Origin of the sequence: Joostella sp. CR20 (assembly GCF_038433465.1) — a bacterium.
In the GTDB taxonomy this organism is placed as follows: domain Bacteria; phylum Bacteroidota; class Bacteroidia; order Flavobacteriales; family Flavobacteriaceae; genus Galbibacter.
In genome coordinates, this window is record NZ_JAESVF010000001.1 from 247628 (window position 1) to 268929 (window position 21302).

10 protein-coding genes are annotated in these 21302 nt (G+C 34.6%); 8 read left to right on the forward strand and 2 right to left on the reverse strand.

What is annotated here, in order from left to right:
* The first annotated feature begins 3 nt into the window (after positions 1-3).
* From JMA43_RS01155 to JMA43_RS01175, 5 genes are all read left to right on the forward strand, one after another.
* Positions 4-1620: a RagB/SusD family nutrient uptake outer membrane protein gene (locus JMA43_RS01155; RefSeq protein WP_342154092.1), complete on the forward strand. Its 1617-nt coding sequence runs from the start codon at positions 4-6 to the stop codon at positions 1618-1620.
* A 13-nt stretch (positions 1621-1633) separates the two neighbouring features.
* Positions 1634-2689 carry a SusE domain-containing protein gene (locus JMA43_RS01160; protein WP_342154094.1) on the forward strand — a complete coding sequence of 352 codons (1056 nt, stop codon included), beginning with the start codon at positions 1634-1636 and terminating at the stop codon, positions 2687-2689.
* A 112-nt stretch (positions 2690-2801) separates the two neighbouring features.
* A complete protein-coding gene (locus JMA43_RS01165; protein WP_342154096.1) occupies positions 2802-4211 on the forward strand; it encodes an alpha-amylase in 1410 nt (469 codons plus the stop codon).
* 266 nt (positions 4212-4477) lie between these two features.
* Positions 4478-7567: a SusC/RagA family TonB-linked outer membrane protein gene (locus JMA43_RS01170; RefSeq protein WP_342154098.1), complete on the forward strand. Its 3090-nt coding sequence runs from the start codon at positions 4478-4480 to the stop codon at positions 7565-7567.
* Positions 7568-7578: 11 nt separating this feature from the next.
* Positions 7579-9159, forward strand: coding sequence for a RagB/SusD family nutrient uptake outer membrane protein (locus JMA43_RS01175; RefSeq protein ID WP_342154100.1), 1581 nt, complete (start codon positions 7579-7581; stop codon positions 9157-9159).
* 50 nt (positions 9160-9209) lie between these two features.
* Here the strand turns inward: JMA43_RS01175 and JMA43_RS01180 are convergent, their stop codons facing one another.
* Both JMA43_RS01180 and JMA43_RS01185 read right to left on the reverse strand, forming a co-directional pair.
* Positions 9210-9899: a response regulator transcription factor gene (locus JMA43_RS01180; RefSeq protein WP_342154102.1), complete on the reverse strand. Its 690-nt coding sequence runs from the start codon at positions 9897-9899 to the stop codon at positions 9210-9212.
* Positions 9892-11175 (reverse strand): sensor histidine kinase, encoded by a 1284-nt coding sequence (locus JMA43_RS01185; RefSeq protein ID WP_342154104.1) that lies wholly within the window; start codon positions 11173-11175, stop codon positions 9892-9894. The genes JMA43_RS01180 and JMA43_RS01185 overlap by 8 nt, the downstream gene beginning before the upstream one ends.
* A 246-nt stretch (positions 11176-11421) precedes the next feature.
* Between JMA43_RS01185 and JMA43_RS01190 the strand changes: the two genes are divergently transcribed.
* Genes JMA43_RS01190 through JMA43_RS01200 form a run of 3 tightly spaced genes read left to right on the forward strand, consistent with a single transcriptional unit; the run spans position 11422 to position 21300 of the window.
* Positions 11422-14718, forward strand: a complete 3297-nt coding sequence (locus JMA43_RS01190; protein WP_342154106.1) for a VCBS repeat-containing protein — start codon at positions 11422-11424, stop codon at positions 14716-14718.
* Positions 14715-18053 (forward strand): VCBS repeat-containing protein, encoded by a 3339-nt coding sequence (locus JMA43_RS01195; RefSeq protein WP_342154108.1) that lies wholly within the window; start codon positions 14715-14717, stop codon positions 18051-18053. Before JMA43_RS01190 ends, JMA43_RS01195 begins: the two co-directional genes overlap by 4 nt.
* Positions 18046-21300 carry a VCBS repeat-containing protein gene (locus JMA43_RS01200; protein ID WP_342154110.1) on the forward strand — a complete coding sequence of 1085 codons (3255 nt, stop codon included), beginning with the start codon at positions 18046-18048 and terminating at the stop codon, positions 21298-21300. Before JMA43_RS01195 ends, JMA43_RS01200 begins: the two co-directional genes overlap by 8 nt.
* The last annotated feature ends 2 nt before the right edge of the window (positions 21301-21302 follow it).

The following is a 21302-nucleotide window of genomic DNA, read 5'->3' on the forward strand; positions in this document are numbered from 1 at the left end:
ACAATGAAAAAAACATATAAATTACTCATCGCATTAATAGCTTCAGGATCCTTAATGGTTTCTTGTCACGACGATTTAGACCAAACTCCTATTGATCCAGATAGCTTTACAGAAGAAAATGTATTTGCAACCGTAGACGACGCAAAAGGAGCACTTACAAAATTATACGCCAGTTTAGCATTAACTGGACAAGAAGGACCTGCTGGAGATGCCGATATTTCTGGTATCGACGAAGGTACTTCTCAATACACAAGAATGTTATTCAGTTTAAACGAATTAACTACAGACAATGCTGTTGTTGGCTGGGGAGACCCAGGGTTACCAAACCTTCACGCCATGACTTGGGGTGCTAGCAACGACTTTACAACTGCTATGTACTATCGTTTAGCACAAGAGGTTTCATTCTGTAACTCATTTATCGAAAAGGCAGCTTCTTTAAGCGATAATGCCGAAGTAGCTTCTTTTATTGCTGAAGCGCGCTTTTTAAGAGCATTTGCTTATTACAACCTTATCGATTTTTATAGCGACGTTCCTTTGGTAACAATCGTTTCTACCGATTTACCAGAGCAAAACACTCGCGAAGAAATTTTCAATTTTATCGAAACAGAATTAACGGAAATTGAAACAGAATTAAAAGAAAGTGGCGCTAACGAATACGGACGTGTAGATCGTGTAGCTGCTTGGGCATTACTTTCTAAGTTATATTTAAATGCTGAAGTTTGGACAAGCGAAGCTAAGTACACAGAAGCTGTTACCTATGCAAACAAAGTGATTAATTCTTCATATAGTATTAACACTACAGATGCAAACGGAAACGGAACTGCTTACGACGAACTTTTCTTAGCAGATAACGATACCAACGGAGCGCAAAACGAATTTATTTTTGCGGTAAACTTCGACGGAAACAACTCTAGAACTTATGGAGGAACAACCTTTTTAGTTCACGCTGCTATTGGTGGTTCTATGGAGCCAGCTGCTTTCGGAGTAAACGGAGGTTGGGCAGGTTTACGTACAACAAGTGGTTTGGTTGAAAAATTTGATGATGCTATTACTACTTCAGATGAAAATGGTAATCCAACAGCTTGGTCAGATGCCAGAGCTATGTTCTATACCGACGGACAAGAATACGAAATCAACACTATTGCTAATACGTTTACCGATGGATATGCTGTAACTAAGTTTACAAATATCGATTCGCAAGGAAACGCTGGTAGCGATGAAGGTGGAGATTTTGTTGATACCGATTTACCGCTAATAAGAGTTGCAGAAATTTACTTAAACTACGCAGAAGCAGTTGCAAGAGGTGGTGCTGGTGGAGACTTAGGTACTGCTGCTGGTTATATTAACGAGTTGAGAGCACGTGCAAATGCAACTACAATTTCGCAAAGCGACCTTACACTAGATTTTATTTTAGATGAAAGAGCAAGAGAATTGTATTGGGAAGGACAACGTAGAACCGATTTAGTTCGATTCGGATACTTTACAAGCGGAAGCTACGTATGGCCTTTTAAAGGAGGTGCTAAAAATGGTACAGGTGTAGACGATTTCAGAAATCTATTCCCATTACCTAGCAACATCGTTTTAATCAATACAAACCTAACCCAAAACCCTGGTTATTAAAATGCGTATCAAAATGAAGAAAATATCAGTTTTATTATTTGCATGTACAGCTACTTTAGGCTTTCATGCATGTTCAAACGACGATGACATTGCCAATATCGCGATGCCAAGTTCAGAAGAAATTGCATTTGAAAATACTATTGAAGACCTATACACTTTAGATGCTTCAGAAAACGATAGTATTGCAGAAACTTTTACATGGAACGCTGTTGATTTTAACGCTCCTACTCCTGTATACTACGAATTACAAGCTTCACCTTCAGAAACATTTGAAGACATTACTGTAATTGCAAGTAACCTTTCGGCACCTACATACGATGCCAAAGTTAAAGACATGATTGCAGTGGCAAATGAAGCAGGAATAGACAATGATGCTGAAACAGAAGCGCCAAACACAGGTACTATTTACTTTAAAGCTAGAGCTTATGTTGGTAGCAACGGAGGGAACACTGTTGAGAAACTTTCTGAGGCAATTGCTGTAAATGTAGAATTGGTAGAAGGCGAAGTAAGTATTTTAACTACTTGGGGACTTGTAGGATCGGCTACTCCAAACGGATGGGATGGTCCAGATGTTCCTTTTGTGCTTACAGATGATGAAAATGTTGTGGTAGCTTATGCAAATCTTATTGATGGAGAAATTAAAATAAGAGAGAACAACGATTGGACTTTAAACTACGGAGATACTGGAAATGACGGAACACTTGAAGAAGGTGGAGACAACATTCCTGTTACTGCTGGTTCATACAAAATTGAGTTTAATATAAGCGATTTAACATATACAATGACACCATTCTCATGGGGAATTGTAGGATCGGCTACTGCCAATGGATGGGATGGTCCAGACGAATTATTAACGTTTGACGCTACTACCAACACTTGGGGAACAACAGCAACTTTTGTAGATGGTGAAATTAAATTCCGCCAAAACAACGAGTGGGTTCTAGATTATGGAGACACTGGTGTAGACGGTGTATTAGATCAAGGAGGAGACAACATTGCTATTACAGCAGGAACTTATACAGTAACTGTAAGCTTTGACTCTTTAAAATATACTTTAGAAACCAATTAAAAATATACCCACACTCAAATTTGGGTTATAAAATTCACGCAGGTGAGTTAATTAAGTTAGCAACGGAAGACTCAAAAGGTCTTCCGTTTTTTTTCAACATAAAACCAAAACCATGAAAACAAAATTATTATTACTACTTACTTTAACAGCACTTATTGGTTGTTCTAAAAGTGATGACAATAGCACTCCAGAAGCTCCTACCGTTGTACCTTTAGACTTATCAAATTACAACAATGGCTCTAGCGTAATGATGCAAGCTTTTTATTGGGACGTAGAACCGAGAGGAGATTGGTGGAATGTATTGAGCGACAAAGTTGAAGGATGGGCTGATGCTGGTGTAAATAGGTTATGGCTTCCGGTAGCAACCAAAGGGCAATCGGGTGGATATTCCATGGGATACGATGTTTCTGATTATTTTGATTTTGGTGAATTTGAACAACACGGAACCATCGAAACTCGGTTTGGAAGTAGAGCCGAATTGGAAGCACTCATCAATAAAGCGCATCAGAATAACTTAGAAGTAATTGCCGATATTGTTATTAATCACAACTCTGGTGGTAGTGAAGAATACAATCCGTATCGAGATAAAAACACGTACACACTCTTTGATGAAACGCATGGTAATGCTTCGGGTTTATTCAACAGAAATTATGAGAACTTCTACCCAAACAGCACAAGTAATTACGACGATGGGAGTTTGTTTTACGAAGAACAAAACTTAGATCACAACCAAGAATATGTTCAGAATTGGTTGTGGAAACAAGATAATTCCGTAGCAAAATATTACAAAAACACTATGGGTTTTGACGGTTGGCGTTTTGATTATGTTTTGGGTTACGAACCATGGGTTGTAAAAGCATGGATTGATGAAGTTGGCGGATTTTCGGTTGCCGAACTTTGGAATGGAAATGCAGCAACGCTAAAAACATATGTGGACGAAACAGGTAGCGGAGCATTCGATTTTTCTACGTTTTACAAACTAGAAGAAGCACTCGATCGGTTTAACGATTTAACATATCTTGAAAAAGAAATGTTATGGCAAACACACCCAGACAAAGCTGTTACTTTTACTGCCAATCACGATACCGAAAAAGATAGTAATGAAGATAACTACATTGAATACAACAACAAATTAAAAGCCTACGCGTATATTTTAACGCATCCGGGGTATCCTACAATATTTTACAGCGATTATGAAAATGATGATTTCCAAGAAGAAATTCAGCAATTAATAGCTATTCACAACAGTTTGGCAACAGGTGAAACCGAAATTTTATATGTTGACAATGATGAGTATATCATGAAAAGAAACGGAACATCGAGTAATCCTGGGCTTATTCTTTACATTAATACTTCTGGAAATACAAAGAGACAAGCGGTAAGCACAAACTGGAAAAACACTGTTTTATTGGATTATTCTGAAAATACTAGCTACGCACCAACAACCAACAGTAATGGTGGCGTAACGATTGAAGCTCCCGCAAACGGATATGCAATTTGGTCTGTAACAACAATTAATTAAATAAAACCTACCAAATATGACTAAAGGCTGCAGTTTTGCAGCCTTTAGTCGTTATATATAACTTATAATAGTCAAATTAACTTTTAATAAAGTAACAAAATATAGGGGCTAAATAACATCATAACATAATTTATTAATTATATTTTTTATATATTCACATTTTATTACGATAATTTAACATTTGTTGATTTTTATATTAAACTTATTAATGAAAAAAATCGATACCTGTTAAATAAGCTAACTATTTGAACTTAAAATTTAATTGTATGAAGAACAACTTAATGAAAGGCTTAGCCTTTGTTGGGGCACTCTTGTGTTTTAGCATGGCAAAGGCCCAAACTGTGAGTGGAACAGTTTCTGATGCAACTGGCCCTCTGCCTGGGGCAAATGTTCTTGTAAAAGGAACATCCAACGGTACTCAAACCGATTTTGACGGGAATTACACCTTAGACAATGTTCCCAATGAAGCAACCTTAGTATTTAGTTATGTAGGTTTTGCAAGTCAAGAAGTTCCAGTAAATGGACAATCAAACATTAATGTAACCTTAACAGAAGATGCCCAAGCACTAGGAGAAGTAGTGGTAATTGGGTATGGAACTACCACAAAAAAAGATGCAACAGGTGCGGTAGCTGTGGTTAGTTCGGAAGACTTTAACCAAGGTGTTATTGCATCGCCCGAGCAACTTATTCAAGGAAAAACAGCTGGGGTACAGATTACACAAACCAGTGGAGAACCCGGTGCTGGAGTACAAGTTAGAATTAGAGGTACGGCTTCTGTACGTTCTAACAACAACCCCTTATTTGTAGTAGATGGTGTGCCACTTGCTGGTGGAAACACTGCTGCCGATGGTGCCGATTTAGGAGCTGGTACAAGTTCAGCTAAAAACCCATTAAACTTTTTAAACCCGAATGATATTGAGAGTATGAGTATCTTAAAAGATGCTTCTGCAACTGCAATCTATGGATCTAGAGCTGCTAATGGGGTGGTTATAATTACAACAAAAACTGGAAAAGCAGGACAAGGTGGAAAATTTGAATTTTCTTCTAGTACAAGTGCTTCAAAAGCTGCCAAAACATATGATTTATTAAATCGTGAGCAATACCTAAACGCTATTGAACAATACGGTGGAAACCCAAGCGCTTTAGATTTTGGCGCTGATACTGATTGGCAAGATTATGTATTGAGAACTTCATTTTCGAACAACCAAAACTTAGCATACTCAAATAATTATGGCTCTGGATATGTAAGAGGATCGTTTAGTTATGCCGACCAAAATGGTATTGTACACAATTCTTCACAAGAAAGAATTACGGGAAGACTTAATTTATCACAACGTTTTTTTGATGACAAATTAAAAATTGATTTTAACGGGACCATCTCTAGAGTAAACGATGATGCACCAATGATATCGAATACAGCTGGATCAACAGGAGACTTATTAGGGGCTACTTATTTTGCCAATCCAACTTGGCCAACAGATTTAGACTTTTCTACAGGTAGCGATCTAATCCCTTCACAAGCATTGGCGTATTATAAAGATGTTACTAATACAAATCGCTATTTAGCAAATATTTCTGCTGAATATGAAATCGTAGATGGACTAAAAGCTAAAATTAATTTGGGATACGATGAGTCTTCTGCTGAAAAAAATCAAGCTTTATCAGGAAATATTACAGGACTAGGAAATGGTGCTCCTGTTAACGGAAAAGGATTTTTAGCAGATTCTTATAACAAAAATGAACTATTAGACCTTACCCTAAATTATAATAAGGAATTTGGCAACTCTAAAATAGACCTTTTAGTAGGTTACTCATACCAAAGCTTTAAAAGCGCAGGAAAATCAGTTTATGGATTTGGATATTCATCTACAAATATGGATGAAATGTTTGATGAACTACAAAATGCCTCTAGAACAGTTGAAAACAGTATAGATGGACCATACCAGCAATATGGCTATGATGCCGACGGGCTATTTGTTAACAGATTATTCCCAGAAGTATCGGCCAATGAAACAATCACGCCTCCTAGTGGAGTTGGATTAGTAGCCGTGGCTGCAGACACTTACAACAATACAGACGAGTTACAATCTTTCTTTGGAAGAGTAAATTATACACTAGCCGATAAATATATTTTCACCTTTACCCTTAGAGCCGACGGTTCTTCTCGATTTGGCCCTGATAATGCCTATGGATACTTTCCATCTGGAGCGTTTGCATGGAAAATAGACCAAGAAGATTTTATTGGTGATGCCGTTTCTACTTTAAAATTACGCCTTGGTTACGGTATTACTGGAAACCAAGATGGTTTGGGTTATGGTAATTTTACATACAGACAACGCTTTGGTGGTATTGGGATAAGCAATGGTGGAGATGTAAACCCACCTGCATTAGGATTGGTAGCTTTTCCTGACCCTAGCTTAAAATGGGAAGAAACAGCCCAAGCAAATATTGGATTGGATTTTGGTTTTATGAATGAGCGTCTTAATGGTAGCATCGATTTATACCACAAAACCACAAACGATTTATTATTAAAACAAGAGGCAGCACAACCTTCTCCTCAGCCATTCTACTTTGGAAATGTAGATGCGGATGTTATTAATAAAGGGATTGAATTTGCAATCAACTATGATATTATTCAAAACGATAACTTCAACTGGAATGCAGGCTTCAATATCTCTTATAATGACAATATGGTCAAAAATTTTAATGGGCAAATCCAAACAGGAGCTATTAATGGAAATGGTTTAACAGGAGCGTACGCACAATTATTAGCAGGTGGTCAACCCTTATTTTCTTATTTCTTAAGAGAGTTTGGTGGATTTGATGAAAATGGTATATCTATTTACCCTAACGGAGATGTTCAGGAATTTGTAGGGAAAAGTGCATTGCCTACTGTAAATGCAGGTTTATCTACTAGTGTTTCCTACAGAAATTGGGATTTTAATGCCTTTTTTGCTGGGCAGTTCGGACAATATGTTTATAACAACAATGCCAATGCATTCTTTACAGCTGGTATTATTAATGGAGGAAAAAACGTAACCGAAGATGTACTAACCAATGGAGAATCACCAGCAAATGCTCCAGACGTTTCTACTAGATTTTTAGAAAAAGGAGACTTTGTAAGGTTGCAAAATGCTTCTATTGGTTATAATTTCCCTATCAGAGAAGGATGGTTCCTTGATGGATTAAGATTTTCTGTAACAGGTCAAAACTTATTTGTAATTACAGACTATTCTGGTTTAGACCCTGAGGTAAATACACCAAAACCATTAAACGATATCCCATCGCTTGGAATTGATTATACAAGTTTTCCAAGACCAAGAACAGTTACATTTGGAATTAATGCAACATTTTAAAAATCGAACTCATGAAAAAATATAATATATACAATCTCATAATCGCTGCATTTCTTCTAGGAGCTACTGGATGTACCGATTTAGAAATTGAAGAAACCGACTCTATCTTCCCTAATTTATCGGGAGAATTTACAGGAGTTAAACCACAAGAAAACCTAGACAACCTTTACAACTCCATTAGAGGACAGGTTCAAACACAAGAAAACATGTACGGAATAGTTGAAGTTTCTACTGATGAATTTTTGGTGCCTACGCGTGGAACTGACTGGGGTGATAATGGTGTATGGAGAACACTGCATGGACATACATGGAGTACTACTCACAACTTTATAAAAAACACTTGGAATGAGTTGAACTCAAATGTTTACAATGCAACAACTATTATTGACCCTTTAAGTAGTCCTACACCTCAACAAGCTGCTGAGGCTAAGTTTTTAAGAGCTTATAGTATGTTTTGGGTTATAGACCTTTTTGGGCAAGTACCTTTTAGAAATCCACAGGATGGACCAGACGTTTTACCTAGTGTTATGACTAGAAGTGAAGCTTTTGACTTTGTTGTGAAAGATTTAAATGAAGCTATTCCGAATTTACCAAGCGTTGGCCCTGGAAGTGATTTGGTAAAAGCTTCGAAAGCTTCTGCCCGTTACTTATTAGCAAAATTAATGCTGAATAAACACATTTATACAGGTACAGGTACTCCAAATGCTACTGACATGACACAAGTTGTGGAGTTAGTCGACGCTATTAAAGCGGATGGATTTGATTTACAAGAAGGGTATTTTGAACTTTTTTCTAGCGATACGGACACTGAAACAATTTTCTTTACAACTTCAGATATTGGGTCGAGAATATGGAATGGATTACATTACAACCAAGGTGCTCCAGATAATACTGGTGGAGGATGGAATGGTTTCACAACCCTTGCTGAATTTTACGATTTATTTGAAGGAGACCCAACTATAAATACCCCAGGTTCTGGACAAGAAGAAAGGAGAGGTTTTGTACCTACAGAGGGTGTTGTGGCTTCTGGAAGTGATAAAGACATTGATGAAGATGGTATCAAAGATGGTTCAAATATCGGAGCAGGTTTCTTAATTGGTCAACAATACGGACCAAAAGGTGAACCTTTAAAAGACAGACAAGGGAATCCGCTGTCGTACACTAAAGAACTCCCAGGTTTATTAGGAAATAATGAAACCACTGGAATCCGATTAATTAAATACAGACCAGTTAACGGCTCTTTTGCAAACCATATGGTATTGTTTAGATATGCAGATGCTCATTTAATGAAAGCTGAAGCAATTATGCGCGGAGGAAGCTCTGGTGATGACCCATTGACAATGGTTAACGAGTTAAGGACAATTAGAAAAGCAACTCCTCTAACATCACTAACCGAGCAAGATTTATTAGATGAAAGAGGTAGAGAATTATATGCTGAGTATTGGAGAAGAAATGATTTAATTCGTTTTGGTAAATTTACCGATACTTGGGAATTTAAAGATAATACAGAAGAATTTAGAGTATTATTCCCAATTCCTGCTACTGCAATAATTACCAATCCTAACTTAACTCAAAACGAAGGATATCAATAAAACATAATAAAAATGGACATTTTAAAAGCGCTTCATTAGAAGCGCTTTTTTTAATCCAAAACTTTAAATAAAAATCCTTTATTATGAATGTTTTCAATAGAAATATTAGAATCCTTACTTAAATATTTTCTAAGATGCGATATAAAAACATTCAAACTCTTTTTATTGAAATAATCATTTTCCCCCCAAATAGTAGTGAGAATTTCTTTATGTGTTGCTAGTTGGTTTTTATGTCTCCATAAAAACAGCAACAGTTCGCTCTCTCTACTGGTTAATGATATTGTATAGTCGTCATTATATTTTAATTGCTGTACATTAGGCATAAAGCAATAGTCACCAATTTTAATTTGGTCGTAAGTTGTTGGGGAGTCTGCCACGTTTAATCGTGCTAATAAAGCTTGTATCCTAACGACTAACTCTTCCTCATCAATTGGTTTTTTCAAATAATCGACAGCTCCAAAGGAAAACCCTTTTAAAACATCAACTTTTAATGAGCGTGCCGTTAAAAATATAAATGGAATTGTTGGATATAAATCTTTTATTTTTTGTGCCAATGTAAATCCGTCCATCTCAGGCATCATTACATCTAAAATTAGTAAATCAAACTTTTCTTTTTCTAACAACACTAAAGCCTCAGTGCTATTGGAAATCCAACGTAAATGAAAATTTTTCATCTTCAAATATTCACTCAACAAATATCCTAAAGCGTTATCATCTTCTAACAATAATATTTTATTCATATCCTTTCAACTTTATAGGTAATTTAATAGTTACCGTAGTTCCTTCATTCATTTTACTTTCCAAAGAAATTTTTCCATTATGCAAACGCACTATCTCTTTTACATAACTCAATCCTAAACCATATCCCTTAACAGTGTGGAGGTCGCCCGAGCCTACTCTATGAAATTTTTTGAACACATTTTTTAATTCTTTTTCAGGAATTCCTACCCCATTATCTTTTACTTCGATATGCAAAAAGTTATGACTAATAAAAGTATTTAGCAGTATTTCTGGTGAATTTTTAGAATATTTCTTAGCGTTTTCTAATAAATTAGACACTGCATTTTCAAGATGATTTGGTTCGCATAAAATAAAATAGTCCTCATCTGAAAAATTAAAATCAAATTTAACTCCTTCTAATTCTGAAAGTTTCAAAAAAGATTGAGCTAAAGCAAGTAAATTCGATTTAAAATTAATTAACTGAAATTTTATCACACTTTTTCCATGCTCCAAGCCAGCTAAGTCTAACACCTTTTCTATTTGCACTTTCAATTTATCGTTTTGCTCTCTAATAATACTCACAAAAGGTTTTAAACTATCATCCGATTTTTCTTCTAACAATTTTGTAGCCAACCCTATAGAAAACACTGGAGTTTTAAGTTCGTGCGTAAGATTATTGATAAATTGGTTTGTTGTTGTAATTACATTGCGTTGCCAATAAAACGAACGTAAAACCCAAAAAACAACTAAAATAATGGCTATTATAAAAATTAAACTCGGAATCGTTAATCCATTTAATTGTGAAAAAAAATACTTGTTTAAATCTTCAAACTGCAATTCTAAAATCAATCGTTTATTTAATTCTTTTGGGAGGTATCCACTTAATACTATTGGGAAATTAAGTTGCTCCTCTTGAGAGGCTATGTAATTTGGTGAGGTTAGATATAGCAATGAATCATTCGTGTATAAACGATAGCTAAAATCTGATTTTATACCGTTTTGTAACAATCTATCAACTAAAAAATCATTTAAAAAATAACGTGACGCATCTTGAATACTATCAACACTCAATTTAAAATAAGCATCATTTTTAGTTATAGCTTGTGCCACTAAAAAAGTAAGCTCATTATTGGTTTCCAAATCTTGCTTGATGGTTTGTACTGCCTGTCCTACCTTGGAGTTAAATTGCACTTTAGCCAAATTCAATCCAATTTTTAAATATTGATATTGAATAAAAGCTAAGCCGAGTACCGAGATGGTAAAAACAACGATATATCCTTTTTTAAAATTCAGCATATTATACACTAAGGAACTAAAATTATAAGTAAAAAAGCGTGTTTTAGGTAATGCTTAAGGTTATTAACTTTTCGTTAATCTTTTTCGTTTATTATTAACCTCAACAAACGGTAAAACTTTTTATTTTAGTGATGTTCAAAATAGTAATAAAAAAATTCTTCAAAACAATTATTTATAAAAAAGCTAACTCAAAGTTAGCTTTTTTATATGTTTATGTGTATTTAACTAAAGAACACCTCAAAAACCATGAATAAGAAGTTTTTAATTTATTTCATTGCCTTTTTATTATGCGCATGCAATAAAGAGAAAAAACTTTTTTCATACTTGAAATCTTCCCATACAAATATCAATTTTAATAATCGTTTAACTAGTACTCCTTCGCTTAATATTCTTAACTACCTCTATTATTACAATGGCGCTGGTGTTGCAGTTGCAGATTTTAATAATGACGGATGGATTGACATCTATTTTACTGCAAACCAAACTGAAGATAAATTATATTTAAACCAACAAAATTTTAAATTTCAAGACATTACAAAACCTGCGGGCATTAACAATGCTAATAATTGGACAACAGGCGTTACTATTGTCGATATAAACAATGACGGTTGGTTGGATATATACGTTTCTAAAGTTGGCAGTCTTTCCAAAAACAGTCATAACTTACTTTATGTAAACCAAGGGCTTAATGAAAATAAGATTCCTACTTTTAAAGAAGAGTCAAAAAAATATGGTTTAGCAATTTCATCTTTTGCAACACAGGCTGTATTTTTTGATTACGACCTCGATGGAGACCTTGATATGTATTTATTAAATCATTCGGTACATCCAAACAGAATGTATGGAAATGGGAAAAAGAGAACTACCATAGATACGCTTGCTGGGGACAAATTGTTTAAAAATGAAAATGGCTTTTTTGTTGACAATTCAAAAGAAGCCGGTATTTTTCAAGGAAGTATTGGATACGGACTTGGAATCTCCGTATCAGACATTAATAATGATGGATATCCAGACATGTATATTGGAAATGATTTTTTTGAAAATGATTATTTATATCTAAATCAAAAAGATGGAACTTTTAAAGATATCATTACTAAAGATGAAACCAGTTTAGGTCATACAAGTCATTTTTCGATGGGAAATGCAGTAGCAGACTTAAATAACGATGGACTTTCAGACATCCTCTCTTTAGATATGCTTCCTGAAGATTTAAAGAGCTTTAAAACATCTGGCACAGAATACAATTTTCAAACATATAGCGGGTATCTAAAAAACGGTTATGCACCGCAGTATATGCAAAATACCCTTCATTATAATAACGGTAACGGAAGTTTTTCAGAAACAGCTTTTCTTAGCGGTATTTCGGCTACCGAATGGTCATGGGCGCCACTTATCGCAGATTTTGATAATGATGGCTATAAAGACGTATACATTACAAACGGAATTTTAGGGGCTACCAACGATATGGATTTTATCAGTTTCATTGCAAATGATAATATCCAAAAACGACTCAATAAAGGCATGAAAAAAGAAGATATGGCCTTTATAAATGAGATTCCCAAAAAACATGTCCCAAACTATTTTTTTAAAAATAAAGGCAACCAAACTTTTAAAAATGTTACTCGTAATTGGCTCTCCGAAAATCCATCTTATAGCAACGGAAGCGTTTATGCTGATTTAGATAACGATGGAGATTTGGACCTTGTGGTAAACAATGTTAATGAGGAAGCTTTCATCATCAAAAATAATTCACAAGAACTTTTAAATAAAAGAAGTTATTTAAAAATTAAATTTAAAGGAAGCGACAAAAATACTTTTGGTATCGGAGCAAAAGCTATTGTTTATTCAGATTCTTTAAAGCTTTCTGCTGAAAATTATATTACTCGGGGTTACTTATCGGCAGTTTCACCAGAACTTCATTTTGGTTTAGGAGCAACTACAAAAATTGATTCAATACGCATTATTTGGCCTGATGGGAAAACTGAAAAAATAACAAATACTAAGGCAAACACTACCATAGTTGTTCAGTATAAAAATGCTACAGAGGAATACAATTACGCAAAGAAAGTCGAGAAAGTGTATTTAAAAAATACCGCTCCCCTCTTTTCTTTTTTACATCGAGATAATACTTCTATCGAATTTAATCGAGATCCTTTAATTCCTTTTGCGAGTACCAACCTAGGACCAAAAACCGCTATTGCAGATATAAATAACGACGGATTAACCGATGTATTTATAGGAGGAGCAAAAGGACAAAGCTCAAAATTATACATACAAAAAGAAAATGGCTCTTTTGAAGAAACGCAAACCAATTTTTTTGCAGAAGATGCCATCAATGAAGATATTGATAATCTATTTTTTGACGCAGATAATGATGGAGATAAAGACCTAATTGTTGTTAGTGCAGGCAATGAGTTTATAACTGGAAAACCGCTTTCGCCAAGACTGTATAGAAACAAAAACAACACCTTTATAAAAGACACAATACAATTTCAAAACATTTTCATTAATGCTTCTAGTGTTACTGCTGTAGATATCGATAACGACAATGATTTAGACATCTGCATCACTTCTAATGGAATCCCTCAAGCATTTGGAAAAACCTCAAAACAATACATCTTTCAAAACGACGGAAAAGGTAATTTTAAAGACATTACAACTACTTATGCGCATGCTTTCCAAAATGTCGGAAATGTTCAAGACGCTGTCTGGGTTGATATCAATCAGGACAACTTGAAAGACCTAATTGTAGTTGGTCATTGGATGCCAATTTCAATTTTTTTAAATACTGGAGAACAACTTGAACTCCAAAAAAACAATCTAGATAACGTAAAAGGTTGGTGGAACACACTTAAAGTCACCGATTTTGATAACGATGGAGATTTAGATATAATAGTTGGAAATTGGGGATTAAACACACGATTAAAAGCATCAAACAAAGAACCTATTACACTTTACAGCAATGATTTTGATGACAATGGAAATATTGAACCCATAGTAACATATTTTTACAAAGGAGAGGAAACTACATTTTCATCAAAAGATGAACTTGTCAAACAACTTCCAATACTCAATAAAAAATTTCTATCCTATTCCGATTTTGCCAACGCTTCTTTTTCAGAATTATTTCCGAAGAAAAAAATAGAAACAGCCTACAAAAAAACAGTTACAGAACTTGCTTCGTGTTATTTTGAAAATAATGGAGATGGAACTTTTGAAAAACATCTATTACCATTTTCTGCACAAAGCTCAAGCGTATTTGATATCCATATAGATGACTATAATAATGATGGTTATAACGATGCATTGCTAGTAGGTAACAATTATGAAGTAAGCACACAATTAGGAAGGTTAGACGCTTTACACGGCCTCTTATTATTAAACAATAAGCACGGTTTTTTATATGCTTTACAAAACCAAGAGTTTGACATTGCTGGACCAGCCAGAGATATCAACAAAATAAAAATTAAAGACAAAACATATAATATCGTAACAATCAATAACGGTAAGACGATTTTTTTAGAAAAGAAAACCATCCCATGAAAAAAATAATTTTTACATACTGCATTTTTGTGCTTTTTATTTCTTGTAATACTGAAGATAAAGAAAGTAAAACCATCGAAGAAGAAACATTATTTACACTTATTTCTCACGAAAACAGCGGTATTGATTTTATTAATGAAATTGAAAATCAAAAAGACTTCAATATATTTAAATATCGAAATTTTTACAATGGTGGCGGTGTTGCCATTGGAGATATTAACAACGATAGTTTACCAGATATTTATCTAACTGCCAACATGGGTAAAAACAAACTCTTTCTCAATAAAGGGAATTTTAAGTTTGAAGATATAACCGATAAAGCAGGTGTTGGTGGTAATAAACCATGGTCTACTGGAGTCACCATGGTTGATTTAAATAGTGATGGTCTCCTTGACATTTATGTCGCTAATGCAGGAAACATGGAAGGGAACAACCATGATAATGATTTATATATTAACAATGGTGATCTTACTTTTACTGAAAAAGCGAACGAATACAACCTTGCCAAAAGTGGTTTTACAACACATGCTGCTTTTTTTGATTATGATAAAGACGGCGATTTAGATGCGTATATTTTAAATAATAGCAACATTCCTGTAAGTAGTTTAGGCTATGCTGCACAGAGAAAAGTAAGAGCTCAGGATTGGGAAGGCGTTCCAGATATTTTTAAAGGTGTTGGAGATATGCTACTTCGAAATGATAATGGAACGTTTGTAGATGTTAGTGAAGAAGCTGGTATTTACGGAAGTTTGATAGGCTTTGGTTTAGGCGTAATGATAAGTGATATTAACCAAGATACCTACCCAGACATTTATGTTTCTAACGATTTCTATGAACGCGATTACCTTTACATAAATAATCAAGATGGAACTTTTAAAGAAGAAATAAAAAATTGGACTTCTCATCTAAGTTTGTCCTCGATGGGAGTAGATATGTCGGATATCAATAACGACGGACTCGCAGATATTTTCATAACCGATATGCTTCCTGAAGGAGATGAGCGTACTAAAACAGTTACTGAGTTTGAAGGATATGATATATTCAAACTAAAGCAAAGTAAAGATTTTTATCAGCAATACATGCAAAACACTTTACAGGTAAATAATGGGAATAGCACCTTTTCAGAAACTGCATATTTTAGTGGCGTAGCAAAAACCGATTGGAGTTGGGGAGGTGTGTTGTTTGATATGGATAATGATGGCTTTCGAGATATTTACGTGGCCAACGGTATTAATCACGATTTAACAGACATCGATTTTGTAAACTTCTTTGCCAACGAAATTATTCAAAAAATGGCACTAACTGGAAAAAAGCAGGCTATCGATTCTATCATCGATAAAATGCCTGTAAAACCAGTTCCAAATTATGCTTTTAAAAACAACCACGATTTAACATTTAAAGACGAAACTAAAAATTGGGGGCTATACCGCCCGAGTATGTCCAACGGAGTTGCATACGGCGATTTGGATAACGATGGAGATTTAGATTTAATTGTTAACAATGTAAATGACCAAGCATTTACATACAAAAACAATAGCGAAAAGCTAACCGATAATAATTTTATAAAACTAAAATTAATTGGAGAAGCCCCTAATACGTTTGCTATTGGTTCAACCGTAAAAATTTATGTAAAAAACAACACACTGTTATACGAGCATATTCCGTACAGAGGCTTCCAATCTTCCATGGATTATACTATGACTATTGGAGTTGGAAAAACTGAAAAGATAGATTCCATCAGGATTATTTGGCCAAATAATACCACCAAAAAATTAGAAGCTGTAAACACAAACCAAACCCTCACTTTAAAACAAGCAGAGGCTGTGGATATTTATAATATTCCGAAGAAAAAAGATTATAACACTTTAATTTCAGAAATAAATACAAATGTTATAGAGGCTCATAAAGAAAATAACTTTGTAGATTTTGATTACGAAGGACTCATTTCTAAAATGACATCTCAAGAAGGTCCTGCTGTAGCAAGTGCTGATATTGATGGTGACGGTAATGAAGATTTATATATTGGTGGTGCAAAAAATCAGTCAGGGAAACTATACCTTAACTTAGGCAATGGAAAACTCAAAAAAGTAACTCAAAAAGTATTTGAAGATGCTAAACATCTAGAAGATACCTATGCTACTTTTTTTGATGCAGACCAAGATGGAGACCTCGATTTGATGGTCGGTACAGGAGGTAATGAAAAAGCAGATGCCGCGCACTACAAAGTACGCTTGTACATTAACAACGGGAAAGGCAACTTTACATCGAGCAATTATGAATTACCATCGTCTTTCCACAACATTTCTGTAATTGCTCCTTACGATTTTGATAACGATAATGATATTGACGTTTTTATTGGGGCTCGAAGTGTCCCAGGTACTTACGGTATCAACCCTAAGCACCTTTTTCTTGAAAATCAAGGCGACGGAACTTTTAAAGATGTAACAGAAATTAAAGCCTATGACCTAAAAGATGCAGGGATGATAACCAATGCTAAATGGGTTGACACAGATGGAGATACTATAAAAGATTTGGTATTCGTTGGCGATTGGGAAGCTCCTAAAATTTTAAAAAACTCAGGTCGCAGATTAACCTTGCAAAAATCTAATTTAGATAAGTACAGCGGTTGGTGGAATACTATTGAAAGTGTAGATGTTGACAAAGACGGAGACATGGACTTAATTATAGGGAATCAAGGAACTAACATCGCTTATAAAGCTACAGAAAATGCTCCGATGCGCATGTTTATAAACGATTATGACAATAATGGAACTATTGAGCAAATAGTAACACACTCCATCAACGGAAAGGATATGCCTATCCATATGAAAAAAGAGTTGACAGCACAATTGGCTTCCTTAAAAAAACAAAATTTAAAAGCTTCTGAATATTCAAAAAAATCTATTCAAGAGTTATTTCCAAAAGAAACATTTGACCGCTCTATTAAAAAAGAAGTCACTATTTCAGAGTCTATTATTGCAATTAACGATGGAAGTGGAAACTTCAGTATAAAAAAACTTCCCAATCAAGTTCAACTTTCATGTGTTTGTGATATTACCGCAACCGACATTAACAACGATGGAAACATAGACCTTATCATGGCAGGAAACAATTACGAGTTTAAGCCGCAGTTTTCAAGACTAGATGCCAACTATGGTACTGTTCTTTTAGGTGATGGTTCAGGAAATTTTGAATGGAAAGATTACAACACATCTGGTTTTTTCGTAAAAGGTGAAGTTAAAAAAATAGAGCAATTTAAAGATGCTTCTGGCAACACCTATTTATTTGTTGCTATTAATAACGAACAACCAAAAATATTTAAAATCAATGAATAGATGCTATTTATATATATTAACACTATTCATTTTAACCTGCTGTAAAAAGGAGGGAACCCTATTTTATAACCCTTCTGAAAAGGAAACAGGTATAAGTTTTAAAAACACGCTTACTGAAACCAATAAATTAAACATCCTCGACTATCTCTATTTTTACAATGGTGGCGGAGTAGCTGTTGGCGATATTAACAATGATAATTTACCAGATATTTTCTTCTCAGGAAATCAAGTGAAGAATAAATTATACCTCAACAAAGGAAACTTAAAATTTGAAGACATTTCCACATCCGCAGGTATAGAAGGCAATAGCTCTTGGAATACTGGCGCTGTAATGGGCGATGTTAATGGCGACGGACTATTAGATATTTATGTTTGTGCTGTTGTAGGGATTAATCAATTTACAGGGCATAACGAACTTTACATCAATAACGGAGATAATACCTTTACCGAAAGTGCTAAAGCTTATGGATTGGATTTTAAATCCTTTAGCACCTCTGCAGCTTTTTTAGATTATGACCTAGATGGAGATTTAGATATCTATCTTTTAAATCATGCTGTACATACGCAAGAGTCCTACGGCAAGGCCAGTCTTCGTGAAAATAGAAATTATGCTACTGGCGATAAACTTTTGCGTAACGACAACGGAAAGTTTATAGATGTAAGCGAAGAAGCTGGAATATTTGGAGGTGTAAATGGTTATGGTTTGGGTATAGCAGTTTCCGATTTTAATCAAGATGGATTTCCAGACATCTATGTAAGTAACGATTTTCATGAAGACGACTATTACTACATAAATAACGGAAATGGAACTTTTTCTGAAAGCTTAAAAAGTCACTTCGGACATATAAGTAGGTTTTCCATGGGTAGCGATGTAGCCGATTTAAATCACGATGGGCTACCAGACATCATTTCTTTAGATATGCTTCCAGACAATGAAAGTGTTTTGAAAGCTTCAGCAGGAGATGAAAACGTACAAATGTTACAAATGCGCACCGAAAAACTTGGTTATCATTATCAGTATACAAGAAATATGCTCCAGCTGAATAATGAAAATGGAAATTATTCTGAAATTGCTTTGATGAGTGGTATAGCCGCCACCGACTGGAGTTGGAGTGCATTATTTGCCGATTTTAATGAAGATGGAGAGCAAGACCTTTTTATTTCGAATGGCATCCCTAAACGCCCCAATGACTTAGACTACATTAAATATATTTCAAATGAACAAATTCGGAAAAAGCTAAACAATTCGAAGTTAATCGACCAAAACGCTATTGATATGATGCCTTCTGGAAATTACCACAATTTTATTTTTGAAGGCTCCAAAAAGATATATTTTAAAGACCAATCTGGAAAATGGATTTCTAAAGACACATTGATTTCTGGCGCAACAGCTTTGGCAGACCTTGATAACGATGGCGATGTTGATATAGTAACAAACAACATCAACCAACCTGCAACACTATACATTAATAAAACGAATACAAACGGAAGCTATTTAAAGCTAAAATTTAAACATCCTAAACCTAATAGTTTTGCAATTGGAACGAAAGTTTTTGCATACCAAAAAGGCAGTTTACAATATAAAGAGTTATACACAGCACGTGGCTTTCAAGCTTCTTCCGAACCTTTTATTCACTTCGGGTTTCCTACAAACACCCCCGTAGATTCGCTAGTAATAGTATGGCCAGATAAAACATTTCAAACGCTAAAAAACATTGAAGTCAATCAAACATTAATTATTTCTCCAAATGAAAAGAGAAACTCTTTTGATTATAATTCGCTAAAAAATAAGCAATCTAAACTTTTCAAAAAAGTAAAAGGGAATTTAGGAATTGATTTCAAACACGAAGAAGACGATTATATTGATTTTTTAAGACAAAAATTAATCCCTTATCAGATTTCCGACCGAGGTCCCGCAACTGCAATTGGGGATTTAAATGGTGATGGTAAAGATGATATTTTCTTCGGAAGTTCTAAATTTAAACCTTCACAACTATACATTCAAACTGATACAGGATTTATTAATAATACCAATAAGCTTATAAAAAAAGACTCCATCTTGGAAACCGTAGTGGCTTGTATTGAAGATTTCAACAACGATGGTGCTAATGATATTTTCGCAGGAAATGCAGGAGGAGATTTCTACGGAAAATCCAAACCGCTAAACGATATCATCTATTTTAAAAACGACAGTTCTTTTACTAAACAGACTCTTAATACATTGTTTGAAAACACCTCAGTTATAAAACCATTTGACTTTGATAACGATGGCTACTTGGATGTTTTTGTAGGCAGTCACACTGTTTCATACGACTTTGGGGCTATTCCAAATTCTTGTCTTCTAAAAAATGAAGATGGAAAATTTGAAGTCGTAAAAAATGATGCGCTTCAAAAAGTAGGAATGGTTACCGACGCCATTTGGAGCGACTTTAACAATGATGGCACAAAAGATTTAATTATAGTTGGCGAGTGGATGCCTCCTAAATTTTTCAGCAATAATAATGGCAAATTCAAAGAAGTATTTCCTTCAGAAGAAAAGCTTAACGGACTTTGGAGAAGTATTACAGAATTTGATATGGATGACGATGGAGACAACGATTACTTACTCGGAAATTGGGGGACTAATTCTAAGTTCAACGCTTCAAAAAAATATCCAATGCGTATGTACTATGCAGATTTTGATAACAACAAACGCACGGAAACATTAATTGCGACAGAAAAAAATGGAGCATATTATACATTAGCAAATTTCGACGAGCTTTCCGAACAACTCGTTAGCCTTATGCGTAAAAAATTTCCAAACTATAAATCGTTTGCTGAAAAAAAAATCGATGAAGTTTTTGACAAAAATTTACTTAACCTAGCAACCCTTTTTGAGGTTCATACTTTGGAGTCTGGTTGGCTTGAAAATATAAATGGAAAATTTAAATTCCATAGTTTTGAGCAACCTTTACAAACAGCCCCTATTAACACATTTATTAAACATGACTTTAATAATGATAACAAAGAAGAAGTGTTGGCTGCCGGAAATTACTTTGGGGTAAAACCCTTTCACGGTAGATTTGATGCTTTCCCTGGGGCTTTAATTATAAATGATACGACTACAAAACTAACTCCAGAACTAGGTTTAAACTTATCAAACAAAGTAGTGACTAAATTAAACATTCTAAATTTTAACCATCAAAAATACCTTTTGGTAACCATTAATAATAATTCAGCAGAACTTTACCTTTTAAAAAACAATTGATA